General features: G+C 62.0%; 11 protein-coding genes. 6 read left to right on the forward strand and 5 right to left on the reverse strand.

Annotated elements, in window-relative coordinates:
* Nucleotides 1-57: 57 nt before the first annotated feature.
* The 3 genes from ACLEJR_RS23745 to ACLEJR_RS23755 all read left to right on the forward strand — a co-directional run bounded on the left by ACLEJR_RS23745 (nucleotide 58) and on the right by ACLEJR_RS23755 (nucleotide 3,502).
* Complete coding sequence (locus ACLEJR_RS23745) at nucleotides 58-330, forward strand: HU family DNA-binding protein (protein ID WP_245142928.1); 273 nt, start codon at nucleotides 58-60, stop codon at nucleotides 328-330.
* Nucleotides 331-530: 200 nt separating this feature from the next.
* Nucleotides 531-2,402: a SurA N-terminal domain-containing protein gene (locus ACLEJR_RS23750; protein WP_440816899.1), complete on the forward strand. Its 1,872-nt coding sequence runs from the start codon at nucleotides 531-533 to the stop codon at nucleotides 2,400-2,402.
* A gap of 221 nt (nucleotides 2,403-2,623) precedes the next feature.
* A complete protein-coding gene (locus ACLEJR_RS23755) occupies nucleotides 2,624-3,502 on the forward strand; it encodes a DUF2242 domain-containing protein (protein ID WP_440816902.1) in 879 nt (292 codons plus the stop codon).
* Between the two features lie 281 nt (nucleotides 3,503-3,783).
* On the opposite strand, the gene ACLEJR_RS23760 is transcribed toward ACLEJR_RS23755, so the two are convergent.
* The gene (locus tag ACLEJR_RS23760; protein WP_440816904.1) at nucleotides 3,784-4,821 is read right to left on the reverse strand and encodes an AraC family transcriptional regulator; all 1,038 of its coding nucleotides are present in this window, start codon (nucleotides 4,819-4,821) and stop codon (nucleotides 3,784-3,786) included.
* A 2-nt stretch (nucleotides 4,822-4,823) separates the two neighbouring features.
* Nucleotides 4,824-5,954, reverse strand: coding sequence for a carbon-nitrogen hydrolase family protein (locus ACLEJR_RS23765; protein ID WP_440816907.1), 1,131 nt, complete (start codon nucleotides 5,952-5,954; stop codon nucleotides 4,824-4,826).
* Nucleotides 5,955-6,161: 207 nt separating this feature from the next.
* Between ACLEJR_RS23765 and ACLEJR_RS23770 the strand changes: the two genes are divergently transcribed.
* Both ACLEJR_RS23770 and ACLEJR_RS23775 read left to right on the forward strand, forming a co-directional pair.
* Nucleotides 6,162-8,201, forward strand: coding sequence for an oxidoreductase (locus ACLEJR_RS23770; RefSeq protein ID WP_440795397.1), 2,040 nt, complete (start codon nucleotides 6,162-6,164; stop codon nucleotides 8,199-8,201).
* Nucleotides 8,202-8,296: 95 nt separating this feature from the next.
* The gene (locus ACLEJR_RS23775) at nucleotides 8,297-9,205 is read left to right on the forward strand and encodes a 1-aminocyclopropane-1-carboxylate deaminase/D-cysteine desulfhydrase (RefSeq protein ID WP_440816910.1); all 909 of its coding nucleotides are present in this window, start codon (nucleotides 8,297-8,299) and stop codon (nucleotides 9,203-9,205) included.
* A gap of 4 nt (nucleotides 9,206-9,209) precedes the next feature.
* On the opposite strand, the gene ACLEJR_RS23780 is transcribed toward ACLEJR_RS23775, so the two are convergent.
* Together ACLEJR_RS23780 and ACLEJR_RS23785 are read right to left on the reverse strand one after the other, a co-directional pair.
* Nucleotides 9,210-9,758 (reverse strand): cytochrome b, encoded by a 549-nt coding sequence (locus ACLEJR_RS23780; protein ID WP_440816913.1) that lies wholly within the window; start codon nucleotides 9,756-9,758, stop codon nucleotides 9,210-9,212.
* 223 nt (nucleotides 9,759-9,981) lie between these two features.
* Nucleotides 9,982-11,388: a type VI secretion system Vgr family protein gene (locus ACLEJR_RS23785; protein WP_440816915.1), complete on the reverse strand. Its 1,407-nt coding sequence runs from the start codon at nucleotides 11,386-11,388 to the stop codon at nucleotides 9,982-9,984.
* Nucleotides 11,389-11,607: 219 nt separating this feature from the next.
* Between ACLEJR_RS23785 and ACLEJR_RS23790 the strand changes: the two genes are divergently transcribed.
* Entirely contained in the window at nucleotides 11,608-12,312 is a 705-nt protein-coding gene (locus ACLEJR_RS23790; RefSeq protein WP_440795405.1) for a YebC/PmpR family DNA-binding transcriptional regulator, read from the forward strand.
* Nucleotides 12,313-12,453: 141 nt separating this feature from the next.
* On the opposite strand, the gene ACLEJR_RS23795 is transcribed toward ACLEJR_RS23790, so the two are convergent.
* Nucleotides 12,454-13,767 (reverse strand): leucine-rich repeat-containing protein kinase family protein, encoded by a 1,314-nt coding sequence (locus ACLEJR_RS23795; RefSeq protein ID WP_440816917.1) that lies wholly within the window; start codon nucleotides 13,765-13,767, stop codon nucleotides 12,454-12,456.
* Nucleotides 13,768-13,877: the final 110 nt, after the last annotated feature.

Consider the following 13,877-nt stretch of genomic DNA (forward strand, 5'->3'; position numbering starts at 1 on the left):
TTAAGCTTTCACCAAAAAAACTTAGAATCATCTCAAATAGATATAAGGGGACTTAGAGTGAACAAGTCGGAACTGATTGATGCTATCGCTGCATCCGCTGATATCCCGAAAGCTGCTGCTGGCCGTGCGCTGGACGCTGTAATCGAATCCGTCACTGGCGCTCTGAAGGCTGGCGACTCCGTTGTTCTGGTAGGTTTCGGCACTTTTTCCGTGACTGATCGTCCAGCTCGTACCGGTCGCAACCCGCAGACTGGCAAGACGCTGCAGATCCCGGCTGCCAAGAAGCCAGGCTTCAAAGCTGGTAAAGCGCTGAAAGAAGCCGTTAACTAAGGTTTCGTTGAGTTTATCCGGGTCGGGTCATGCCTGGCCTGGCAGCGGAGCGGTAAACGACGCCAGGGCTTGCAGGTTCGAGCCCGGTCCGCTCCGCCAGTTACGAGAAGGCGCATCCTCGGATGCGCCTTTCTTCTATTCGGATTCTACCCACGCTCCACGGTTGCCTAATTTGAAGTTCAACCGTTTCTGGGGGACGCATGCTGCAGAATATCAGGGACAATTCACAAGGCTGGATTGCCAAAACCATCATCGGGGTCATCGTCGCATTAATGGCGTTGACCGGTTTCGATGCCATCTTTCAAGCCTCCAGGCACAGCAACGACGCGGCCAAGGTCAACGGCGAGAACATCAGCCAGAACGAGCTGAGCCAAGCGGTCGACATGCAACGTCGTCAGCTCATGCAGCAGTTGGGCAAGGATTTCGACGCTTCACTGCTGGATGAAAAAATGCTGCGCGATTCGGCTCTCAAGGGGCTTATCGATCGCAAGCTGCTGTTGCAAGGCGCCCATGATGCGAAGTTCGCGTTTTCCGAGGCTGCGCTGGATCAAGTGATCCTGCAGACACCGGAATTCCAGGTCGACGGCAAGTTCAGTCCTGAGCGTTTCGACCAAGTGATCCGTCAGCTGGGTTACAGCCGCATGCAGTTCCGCCAGATGCTGGCTCAGGAAATGCTGATCGGCCAATTGCGCGCGGGTCTGGCTGGCAGCGGTTTCGTGACTGACGCCCAGGTGCTGGCGTTCGCCCGTCTGGAAAAACAGACGCGTGATTTTGCGACGTTGAACATCAAGGCCGACCCGGCGTCCGTGAAGCTGACCGATGACGAGGTGAAGGCTTATTACGACAAGCACGCCAAGGAATTCATGACGCCTGATCAGGTCGTCATCGATTACATCGAGCTGAAGAAAGCTACTTTCTTCGATCAGGTCAGCGTCAAGGATGAGGACTTGCAAGCGGCTTATCAGAAGGAAATCGCCAACCTGTCGGAACAGCGGCGAGCTGCGCATATCCTGATCGAAGTGAACGACAAGGTCAGCGAGGCCCAGGCCAAGGCGAAGATCGAGGAAATCCAGGCGCGCCTGGCCAAGGGCGAATCGTTTGAAGCCCTGGCCAAGGAGTTCTCCCAGGATCCAGGTTCGGCGAACAATGGCGGTGACCTCGGTTTTGCAGGCCCGGGCGTCTACGATCCAGCGTTCGAGAAGGCCTTGTATGCGTTGAGCAAGGATCAGGTCTCGGCACCGGTGCGTACGGACTTCGGTCTGCATCTGATCAAGCTGCTGGGCGTCGAGGCGCCGCAGGTCCCAACGTTTGCCAGCCTCAAGGACAAGCTGACCCGCGAACTGAAAACCCAGCAGGTGGAGCAGCGTTTCGTCGAGGCGACCAAGCAACTGGAAGATGCGTCGTTCGAAGCGTCCGACCTGGCGCAACCCGCTCAGGACCTGAAGCTGACGGTCCACACATCGGCCCCGTTCGGTCGTGAAGGCGGCGAGGGAATCGCAGCCAACCGTGCCGTGGTCACCGCTGCGTTCAGTCCTGAAGTGCTGGATGAAGGTGCCAACAGCACCGCCATCGAGCTGGACCCGGAAACTGTCGTGGTGCTGCGTGCCAAGGAGCACCGCAAGCCCGAGCAACTGCCGCTGGAAAGCGTCGCGGGCCCCATTCGTGCGCAACTGGCCAAGGAACACGCCAGCGCGGCAGCCAAGACCCGTGCCGATGAGCTGATAGCCAGCCTGCGCGACGGCAAGACCGCGCTGGACAAGCCCGTAGACGGTCAGAGCTGGAAAGTCACCGAAGCGGTGACCCGCAGCCAGGAAGGCATCGAGCCGGCGGTGCTACAAGCATTGTTCCGTATGCCCAAGCCTGCCTCGAAGGACAAGCCGACATTCACCAGCGTGACATTGCCTGACGGCGGTCTGGTGGTGGTGCGTCTGAACGGTGTGAACGAAGCGGCGGCCCCGACCGACGAAGAGAAGGCCGAATATCGCCGCTACCTCGCGTCCCGCGTCGGGCAGCAGGACTTCGCAGCCTATCGCAAGCAGTTGGAAAGCCAGGCCGACATCAAGCGTTACTGATGTTCTGAGGCTGGACCGAAAAAGACCCCGGTTGCAGAACCGGGGTCTTTTTGTTTCCTGTTGTTAAAAACCTGGGGCTTTCGTCGATCCGCCGCCATTGCGTCTTTTGTCCGCAAACATCCGCCAGTAGACTTGTAGCCCCTTTGAGACACGAATACCTGCGCCGGCAGATCGTGTTCTGTTGCACAATACGCCCCGGATCGTTTTCCTCAGGATGTTCAATGTTCAGACCATTTCACATGCGTACCGTCGGGCTGGCACTGATGCTGGCCGCCGCAGCCGGATGTTCGTCGAAGAAAGCCGCGATTTACGAGCATGAGAACTTCGATGACTCGGGCACGTTCTCGCGTACTTATCCCGTGACCGACGCGGCCACCTGCGAAGCCGGTCGCCGGGCATTGCTCAGTCAGGGCTACATCATCACCAGCAGCGACCCCAAGCTGGTCAGCGGCCACAAGAGTTTCCAGCAGGCCGGCGATACCCATATGGAAATCAGCTTCAACCTGGTCTGCGCCGAAGACGGCGGTCCCGGGCACCGGGCGACCATGTTTGCCAACGCCTTGCAGGACCGCTACGCACTGAAAAAGATCAACAACTCCGCCAGCCTGGGGGTCGGTGTGCTGGGCTCGGTATCGATGCCGATCGGCTCTACGGATGATTCGATGGTCAAGGTCGCCAGCGAGACGGTATCAGCGCCGAAGTTCTATGAGCGTTTCTTTGCCCTGGTCGAGCTGTTCTTGCCGGCCGACGCCAAGAAGGCTGCCGGCAATGCCGATCAGCCGAAGGCCGAACTGGGCATTCCGGAAACCAAGGCTGAACCGGCCGGGTTGATGCCTGCGCCGGCTCCGGCGGCAGAGTCTCTGGCTCCCACGCCTGCTCCAGCACCTGCACCGGCGCCGGCCGTGCCGGTCGAGGAGGCCGCTCCGGCCCCGGTGGAAACTGCTCCTGCGGCGTCGGAGCCGGTCGCACCACCGGCCGAACCTGCGCCGATTGCGCCTGTGCCGCAGGAGACTGTGCCGACGAGCGAGCCGATCACGCCGCCACCACCCAGCTCGTTGCCCGCGCCGACCGAGCCGATCCAGCCCCTTCCGGCATCCTGAGCGTGTGACAGGGGTAATCTCCTGTCACACTTACCGCAGTAATTCCTCGACGCTGTGCTACGTTTAATTCATGAAGCCTTCGCTTCATGTCTTGTTCATAAAGCAGCTTTAAGCTGATCACCAGTGCCATCAGGCTTGATTGATCGCTTTCAATGATAGGGGAAAGACTCGTAATGGATGATTATCAGGAAGAGCTGCTGGAGTACCAGGCATATGAACTGGACCCGCTGGAGCCCGCCGAAGATGCGACGGAGCTCTAGGTAACGCTTCAAACCTTGTACCTATGTGCGCCGGTGGCTGCGACGAAACTCACCCGGCGTCTGGTCGTTCCAGCGCTTGAATGCGCGTTGGAAGGCCTCGGCCGAGGCGAACCCCAGCAGGTAGGCGATTTCACCGAACGCCAGTTCGGTATCGCGGATGTAAGTCATGGCAAGGTCACGGCGGGTGTCGTTGAGGATTGCGCGAAACTGCGTGCCTTCCTCGGCCAGCTTGCGGCGCAGTGTCCAGGTCGGCAGCTTGAGGCGCGCTGCCACTTCCTCCAGGTCCGGTTCCCGGCCGCCATTGAGCAGCGGTCCCAGCAGCTGGATGATGCGCTCGCGCAGACTCCGGGTGCGGGTCAACTGCTCCAATTCCCGCTCACACAACTGGATCAGATGCTGCCACGTGCTGGGGCAATGCTGCGGGTTGCGCTGGGCGAGGCTGTCGAGTCCCAGGCGCAGTTGATTGTGTTCGGCACCGAACTGGATCGCACAGTCCCCCAGGATGCGGTAGGCCTCCAGATAGGCCGGCTCCTCGAATTCGATGTCTATACGCTCGGCACGCAACGCTACGCCGCCCACAGTGGAGAGTTGTGTGAGCCAGCCGCCGATGATGGAGTCCACGACGAAGCGGTTATAGGCGTTGTACGGGCTGATGGAGTAAAACCGCAGCCACGCTCCCCGGGCGTCCTCGTGGAAGCTCGATTGGCCGCGATAGTTGGAGCCGTACAGGGGCTCGAAACGGATCATACAGCGCGCGGCTTCACGGACAGTCGGCGCCTGGGCAGCGGTTACGCCCGCCAGCCCGGCCTGGCTCAAGCGGCTGAGGCGACCCATGCGCAGGCCCAGTGCCGGATCCTGGGTCAGTTGAATGGCCGCATGACCCAGGCGCATGTAGCGAGGGATCGACAACCGGGCTCCGGGCTCCGACAGACGCACGGCATCCAGACCGTACTGGGCCAGCAAGGGGTGAGGATCTTGTCCATGACTGGCAACCGCGTCAGCCAGGCTGTGGACGAAGCCCACAGACAAATCCCCCAGGCGCATCGGTTGCGCTTTCATGGTCACAACCATAGGTTCAGCAAGCGAGCGCCACGGGCCTCGCCATCGCTGAAGTGCTGGCCGTCGTGGCTGATGAAGCTCTGGCCGGCGCTTGCGCTGTCCCAGAACTGGCCGCGCAGGAACACGCTGACGCCGCCCCGTGCCTGGCTGATGGGCAATTGGCTGGTCAGGGTCAGACGGTGCCAGGCCTGGCCCTCACTGACTTCACCGGGCTTGAGGCTGACTTCCTCTGGCGTGGACAGGCCTTTATAACCGCTCCAGGGTCTGTCCCAGGCGTCGCGGCCCAGGATAAAGGCCGGCACTGCAATCAGCTGCGCCCCTTGGTCATTGAGCTGCCGGTAGTGAACCGGATACCAACTGTCGCTGCCGATCAGCACGCCCAGACGCCCAGCGGGGGTTTTGACGACCTGGGTGGCGTCGGGGCGGTCGGCGCCGAGCACGTCCCGTTGTTCGAATACTGGATGGCGTTGGCGTTGCGGTTGGCCGATCGGCCGGCCATCGCGCCCAAACACCAGGCTGCTGTTGTACAGCGCACCCGCGCCGACTTTCAGCTGGCCGTCGCTGACGCTGGGCTCGGGAAGGACGATGGAGCCGGCTACCAGGGTGATGCCGAACTCTTCGGCCAGCCCGCCGAACAACTCCTGGTAATCATGGGCCATGCGCGGGGCCTTCATGCGCAGGTAGGCATCGTCCAGCCGATTATCGCCCTGTGCCCTGACCAGCGCCTGGATGAACGCCAGTGGGTTGCTGACCGCCAGCCAGTTCATGGCTTCCTTCATAGTGCCGGCCTGGTACAACTCGTCTTTTTCACCGCTGAACATCAGCCAGGTGCCGATGTGCTCGGGCAGCACCACGACCGTCTTGTCGTTGAGAAAACCCAGGTCACGGGCGCTTTGCAAATAGGCAGCAAGTTTGCGATGCAGGCGCTCCGGGCTCTGGTAGTCAGTGGGGAACAACTCGGGCTGAATGCCCAGCAGGTTACCGCGCTCGGCGGGCATGCCCTGGTCGACCGCCAGGTTGATGCGCAGGTCCGACAGGTAATGGCCCGCCGGACGATCCGCCGTCCACAGGGCGTAAGTGACCAGGATGGCGATCAGGGCCGTGGACAACAACAAGTAGAAAAATTTACGCATGGAGAGCTGTCAGCGGCCGTTTGCGGATTCGCTGACTAGGGTAGGGCTCGGAACGGGTGTTGCCAAGGGGCGCTGCGCATTCGGATCATTAAGTTGTCAGTTACGGTCATTGAGCGCCCGCATCGCGCCTCTTAGGCTGTTGGGCATGACTGAGGGAAGCCGCAGAGCTTCCGCATTTTTCCGTGATCGCCCGTTGTGGAGTTACTGATGACCGCCTCCCATTATCCGCACCTGCTGGCCCCGCTGGACCTGGGTTTCACTACGTTGCGCAATCGGACCCTGATGGGGTCGATGCACACTGGCCTTGAAGAAAAGCCGGGCGGTTTCGAGCGCATGGCGGCATATTTTGCCGAGCGCGCCCGTGGCGGCGTGGGCCTGATGGTCACCGGCGGGATCGGGCCGAATGACGAGGGCGGCGTTTACTCCGGGGCAGCCAAGCTGACCACGGAAGACGAGGCGCTCAAGCACCAGATCGTGACTCGGGCGGTGCACGAGGCCGGTGGCAAGATCTGCATGCAGATCCTGCATGCCGGGCGCTACGCCTACAGCCCCAAGCAGGTCGCTCCCAGTGCGATCCAGGCGCCGATCAACCCGTTCAAGCCCAAGGAGCTGGATGAAGAGGGCATTGAAAAGCAGATCAGCGATTTCGTGACCTGTTCGCTGTTGGCCCAGAAGGCTGAATACGATGGGGTCGAGATCATGGGCTCCGAGGGCTACTTCATCAATCAGTTCCTCGCGGCCCACACCAACCACCGTACCGACCGTTGGGGCGGCAGCTACGAAAACCGCATGCGCCTGCCGGTTGAAATCGTCCGTCGCGTCCGCGATGCAGTGGGCCCCCATTTCATTATCATCTTCCGCCTGTCGATGCTCGACCTGGTGGAAGGCGGAAGCTCTTGGGAAGAGATCGTCCAGCTCGCCAAAGCCATCGAGCAGGCCGGCGCGACCATCATCAACACCGGCATCGGCTGGCATGAGGCGCGTATTCCTACCATCGCCACCAAGGTTCCGCGGGCGGCGTTCAGCAAAGTCACGGCCAAGCTGCGCGGTTCGGTGAACATCCCGCTGATCACCACCAACCGTATCAACACCCCGGAAGTGGCCGAACAGATCCTGGCCGAAGGCGATGCCGACATGGTCTCCATGGCGCGTCCGTTCCTGGCCGACCCGGAGTTCGTCAACAAGGCGGCCGCCGGACGCAGCGATGAGATCAATACCTGCATCGGCTGCAACCAGGCCTGTCTCGACCATACCTTTGGCGGAAAGCTCACCAGTTGCCTGGTGAACCCGCGTGCCTGCCACGAAACCGAGCTCAATTACCTGCCGGTCACCCAGGTGAAGAAAATCGCCGTGGTCGGCGCCGGTCCGGCCGGGTTGTCGGCGGCCACCGTGGCGGCCGAGCGGGGGCACCAGGTGACGCTGTTCGATGCGGCTGGTGAGATCGGCGGACAGTTCAACGTCGCCAAGCGTGTGCCGGGCAAGGAGGAGTTCTACGAAACCCTGCGCTACTTCAAGCGTAAGTTGCAGACCACCCATGTCGAGGTGTGCCTCAATACCCGGGTGGATGTGGCGAAGCTGGTGGAAGGCGGGTACGACGAAATCATTCTTGCGACCGGTATTGCGCCGCGGGTGCCGGCGATTCCTGGCGTGGAGCATGCCAAGGTCCTGAGCTACCTGGACGTGATCCTGGAGCGCAGGCCGGTGGGCCGCAGCGTGGCGGTAATCGGTGCCGGCGGCATCGGTTTCGATGTTTCGGAGTTCCTGGTGCATCAGGGCGTCGCCACCAGCCAGGACCGCGAGGCGTTCTGGAAGGAGTGGGGTATCGACACCGCGCTCCAGGCGCGCGGCGGCGTGGCCGGGATCAAGGCTGAACCCCATGCTCCGGCGCGTCAGGTGTTCCTGTTGCAGCGCAAGGCTTCCAAGGTCGGCGACGGCCTGGGCAAGACCACTGGCTGGATTCACCGCACGGGCCTGAAGAACAAGCAGGTGCAGATGCTCAACAACGTTCAGTACCTGAAGATCGACGACGAGGGGCTGCACATTCGCATCGGCGAAACCGGCGAGCCGCAGGTGTTGCCGGTGGACAACATCGTGATCTGCGCCGGTCAGGATCCGTTGCGTGAATTGCAGGAAGGCCTGGAGGCCGCCGGGCAGAAGGTCCACCTCATCGGTGGCGCCGACGTGGCGGCAGAGCTGGACGCCAAGCGGGCGATCAACCAGGGCTCGCGGTTGGCGGCGCAGTTGTAAGGCGCACGCCTGTAGCGCCAGGGGGCCCTGTGGGAGCGAGCCTGGATTCAACGACTGTTAAGATGCCCGCATTCCTGCCCCAATGGCCTGCCGCAATGCTTTCTTCTGCCCTCGACTGGCACCCTCAGCCGCTGCTTGAACCCCTTCATCTGGACTGGCTCGCCCGAGCCGGTGTCGAGGTGGCGGTGTTGCGCCTGGATCGGATCGATCCACTGATCAGTGGCAACAAGTGGTTCAAACTCGTTCCTTCCCTGCGCGCCGCCGATTTGGCTGGCGCCGAGGGCATCATCAGCCTGGGCGGTGCTTACTCCAACCATCTGCATGCATTGGCGGCCGCCGGCAAGCGCTTCGGATTTCCCACGGTCGGGCTGTTGCGTGGGCAGCCACGAGAAACGCCAACGGTGCGCGACCTGCAAGCGTTCGGCATGCAGCTGCACTGGTTGGGTTACGGCGGTTATCGCGAACGGCATGCGCCAGGGTTCTGGGAGCCTTGGCGCCGGCGCTATCCGTATTTGTATCCGCTGCCCGAGGGTGGGGCAGGATTGCCTGGGGCACAGGGCTGCATGACTTGGCTGGGGCGCGTCCGGGAGCAACTGGCGGCGGTGGGATGGTCCGATTATCACGGTTGGTGGCTGGCCTGTGGCACTGGCACGTCGCTGGCCGGACTGGTGCTGGCCGAAGCGGGGGAACGTCCGGTCTATGGTGTGCTGGCCGTACCCGAAGACCATGGGGTGTCGCAGCAGGTCAAGCACATCATCGAGGAAGCAGGGCTGGCCCATCCGCTTTATGAATTACTCGATGGCAGCCGGGGCGGGTTCGGGCGGGTCGATGCCGAACTCACCGATTGCATCCAACGCACCGACGTCATCGAGTTGGAGCCGTTGTACACCGGCAAGGCACTGCTGTTGCTCAAAGCGCAGGTCGAGATTGGACGATTTGCCCAGGGCACCCGCTTGATCTTCGTTCACACCGGAGGTCTGCAAGGCCGCCGGGGTTTCGAATAACCCGTCAACCGCGTTTAGGCATCATCCGCAACAGCGTGTTATCGCGCACTACGTAGTGGTGATAGAGCCCGGCCAAGGCGTGCAGGCCGATCAGCCAGTAGCCGATGGTGCCGCCCAGCACATGCCAGCCTTCGAGCTGCTTGGCGAATGCCTTTTCCTGTTGGACGAGCAGCGGCAGGTCGAAGCCGTAGAACATCACCTGGTGCCCTTCGGCGCTGGTAATCAGCCAGCCCAGCAGCGGCATGGCGATCATGAACAGGTACAGCGCCCAGTGCATCAGCCGCGCCAGGAAGGTTTGCCAGACGGGTGAAGCCGGGAATATCGCCGGTGCCTTGCCCAGACTGCGGGCGAACAGGCGCAGCCAGACCAGCAGGAAAACAGTCAGGCCCAGCATGAAATGCGCCTCCTTGATCAGCGTCCGGCCACCGCTGCCCTTGGGAAAAATCCCTCTGAACTCGATGCAGGCATAAACCACGGCCAGTAACACCAGCATCAGCCAATGCAAGGTCACCGTGACGGTACTGTAGCGGCTTTCCGAGTTTTTCCAGGGCATTGCGGGTATCTCCAACAATCAGGGCAGAGCGCCGTCTTGAGCAGCGTTGTGTTTACTTTAAGCCCGTTTCGTTGGGTTTGCTTGTGCCGGATCAGCTTTCTCGATATGAAATTTCCAGCCCGGCATGGGGCGGATCGCGACGCAGGTGGAGGCGACGCGTACCCGTGGCGAGGGAGCTTGCTCCCGCTGGGCGCGAAGCGCCCCGATCGATATGCCGTCCACATCAGGATGTCGCATCCGGCGGATTCAGAAGCCAGTCGAACAACAACCCCGAATCGCCATTGGCAGGCGGTGTCTTCGGCGCCTCACAGGGCAGCCCTGCGCCAGTGTCGAGCGCCCCCGGACACAGCACCGGGCGGTCGGGGTCCCCGTCAAGAAAACTCACCAACACCTCGCTGCCGCCGGTCAGGCAAGTCTCGTTCCTCTGCCCCAGGCGCGACACCGGCAACGTGATGCCCTCCTGATCGGGCGCCCACAGACTGACACTGATCTCGCCGCGCTCGTCGGGTTGCACCGGTTGGCCAGCGCGACCAAGTACATGAGCCAGGTGATACCCGGGAATGCAGGGCTTGGGATGTCTGATCGCAGGTCTGAACACCGTGGACCAGGCAATCGCCGTGAACCGGTTGCGGTAGCCGCACGTGGAGAGCGCGGCGGTCGGGTCCGGTTCGAGGATCGAGAATTGTCGCCCGCGATGCTGGACCTCGGTGATCAACCACTGGTCATTGAACGCTGAGACCGGATGCTCGCCGATCTGCGCGATGTGGCCTGCGCGCAACGCCGGGTGGGTGCTGTGACCATGGATCTGCCGTTGCCGGCAGCGCAGCCGCTCCAGGTGACGACGCCCCCTCTGGTGACGGTGCGCCAGGGCCGGGTCGCCGTGGATTGTCGCGTGGTCGAGCCGTTCAAGGGACTGGTTCGCCGCCTCAGTATCGGCTTCGGTCGTCCCGCGATCGCTGAATCCGCCGTGCGGGCCAGCTGTCACCGGGTGGTGGCGCAGATATAAGTGCTTGAGACTCGGCCCCTGGCTCGCATTCGATTGCAGGTTCAGTTCGAGGGGCCGTGCGGGGAAGCTTTTCGGGTCGTCGGCGAAGACCAGGACGTGACCTTGGGCTGCGTGTTCGAAGTGGTAATGGATGCCTTCTTCCTCGCACAACCGGTGCAGGAAAGCCAGGTCGCTTTCCTCGTACTGGATGCAGAAGTCGCGGCGCGGGTAGTGCGCTGCTGCCAGCTCGAAGCGGTAGCTGTCGGCGGGTAACGTGCTGTCTTCCAGCAGCCGTTGCACAATCTGCACGGCGTTGAGTCGATGGAAGACCTTGCGGCGCGGGCCTTGTTCCAGGCGTTGAAGGTAAGGGACCAGCGTCATGCGATAGCCGATTCGATGCGAGGCGTGGGCGCTCAGGCTGACACTGTGGACCACACCGTGGATGCCCGATTCGCCATCCAGGCGCAGGAATGCCGGTTGCTCCAGGAGGCTGTCGGGACTTATGGGTGGCGCCAGGCCGATGAGTTCCAGATCAAAGCGGTACGGCTGGTTGAGGGCTTCCCGGCCATGGAAGCGCAGCACTTGCAACTGTAAGTCGCTTTGCGTGAGGGTCAGGCTGAAGGGGCTTTCCGTGTCGTTGCGCATCGCAGCTCCTACTTGCAGGAAGAGAGGCGCAGAGGGTACGAAACCCTGGGGGGCAGCGGTGTCGATGAGGGGCTATTTCAGAAATGCCCTACGACACGTTGTGAAAAAGCCGATTCGGCACGGTGAATTTTTTGGTCGATCAGCCGGTTTAGGCCGTATAAACTTGCGCCACAGCGCCGGCCGGCAGATGTCTCGGCGCGTCAGACAAGAGAGTGAGTAATGGGCGCACAGTGGAAGGTTAAACACAAAGAAGCGGCGGCCAACGCCAAGGGCAAGATCTTCGGCAAGCTGGTGAAGGAAATCACCATTGCCGCGCGAAATGGCGCGGACACCGCGACCAACGCGCATTTGCGCCTGGTGGTCGAGCAGGCGAAAAAGGCCTCGATGCCCCGTGAGACCCTGGAGCGCGCCATCAAGAAGGGCTCTGGCCAGCTCGGTGAGACCGTGCAGTACCACCGGGTAACCTACGAAGGGTTCGCGCCGCATCAGGTGCCGTTGATCGTTGAATGCGTGACCGACAACATCAACCGCACCGTTGCCGAGATTCGCGTGGCGTTCCGCAAGGGGCAGCTGGGTGCTTCCGGTTCGGTGGCGTGGGATTTCAACCATGTCGGCATGATCGAGGCTTCGCCGGACAGCCCGGACGCCGATCCGGAAATGGCTGCCATCGAGGCCGGCGCCCAGGATTTCGAGCCGGGCGAAGAGGGCGCAACCTTGTTCCTCACCGATCCTGCCGACCTCGATGCCGTGCAGAAGGCCCTGCCGGAACAGGGTTTTACCGTGCTGTCGGCCAAGCTGGGCTACCAGCCGAAAAACCCGGTGAGCGGCCTGACCGACGAGCAGATGGCTGAAGTCGAAGCGTTTCTTGAAGGTCTCGATAATCACGATGACGTGCAGGACATGTTTGTCGGCTTGGCCGGTTAAACACAAAATCCTGTGGCGAGGGAGCTTGCTCCCGCTCGGCGGCGAAGCCGTCGTGTGTCTATAACGCGGTCTCGCTGATAGAGGGTGGTTATGGATTGGGGCTGCTGCGCAGCCCAGCGGGAGCAAGCTCCCTCGCCACGGTCAGTGCTTTAGGTCTTCCAGGCACTGCTCAATCTCATCGAAACATGGCCGCGCCAGTACATCTGGCTGACAGCAGCGCGCCTGTAACTCCCACAATGTCCCAAGTTCCCCGGCCGCGGGTTTGATTCTCTCCAGCAACTCTCCCAGCAGGATCCCGAACGCCCGCACTTCGATGCGTCGCAGCGCCCGTGTCTGCAAGGTGTCCGTGGTGGCGTGGAACGACGCGGCGCCGAAGTCCCCCAACAGGCAATCGCCTTGATCGTTGAAAAGAATGTTGTGCCCGTACAGATCGCCATGAGTGATGCCCTGGCGATGCAGGTGCGCCGCCACCGAGGCGATGCCGTGGGCGATGCGCAGGGCCACGGGGCCACTCAAGCGCAGCGCGTCGGCATAGACGTCGCGGGTGCATGACGTCAGGCCCGGCAATCCGGCGAGGTTACGGTAGCTGGGCTCGATCAAGGCCATCACCAGTCCGGCCTGCTCCTCAGGATGCCCGACAATCTGGCCCAATACCTCGATCAGGTTGGGATGCCGGCCTGCGGTGATGCAGGCGTGCATTTCGTGCAGCGGCGAGCCGTCGCTGGTCATCTGGCCTTTGTACATTTTGACCGCGACGCTGCGTGCAGCCTGGCCCGGTGGTTGCCAGAGCGCCTGGTGAATCAGCCCCGAGGCGCCTTCGCCCAGTTGCTGTTGCACGATCAGTTGCCGCCAGTCGATCGGCGTCGTGACGTTCAGCGCGGCGGCTTCGGCCTGAGTCTCCAGAGGATTGCCGGCGTAGGCCAGCCAACTGAGGCTCGGCAGCTCCAGCAACCCTTGCGGCAGCTCGGTCAGCTGATTGGCGGCGATGCGCAGCAGTTCCAGACGCTGGCACTGGCCCAGGCTCGCCGGCAATTGCTGCAAACGGTTGCCGGCCAGCATGAGCTTTTGCAGATGCGCACGCTGCCCCAGTTCCTCGGGCAGATGGCGGACGTAGTTATCCGTCAGGATCAGCCAGCGCAGCAGCGGCGGCAAGGCCGCGCCGGTCACGCGCTCGATGCGATTGGCCTTGAAACCGACCATGGTCAGCGCGGCGCAGCGGCCCAGGCATTCGGGCAATTCAGTGAAGCGGTTATCTGAACAGAACAGCACGCGCAGGCGGGTCAACCGATGCAGGTCATCGGGCAGCGTGTCCAGCTGGTTGCCACTGAGGTTGAGAATTTCGAGGGAATCGGCCAGGTCGAAAATTTCCCGGGGGAACTGCGTCAGGCCGCAGGCCAGGTCCAGCCGGGTAATGCCTGAGAGTTGGCCGGCGCGCAGTTGGGCGAGGGTATGCATGAAAGAAGTCGCTGTTGAAGAGGCTGATACAAATCTGAAGCCAACCATAGCACCTGTGGCGAGGGAGCTTGCTCCCGCTGGGCTGCACAGCAGCCCCCAAAAGCTGCCAT

Source organism: Pseudomonas sp. SMN5, from assembly GCF_052041925.1.
In the GTDB taxonomy this organism is placed as follows: domain Bacteria; phylum Pseudomonadota; class Gammaproteobacteria; order Pseudomonadales; family Pseudomonadaceae; genus Aquipseudomonas.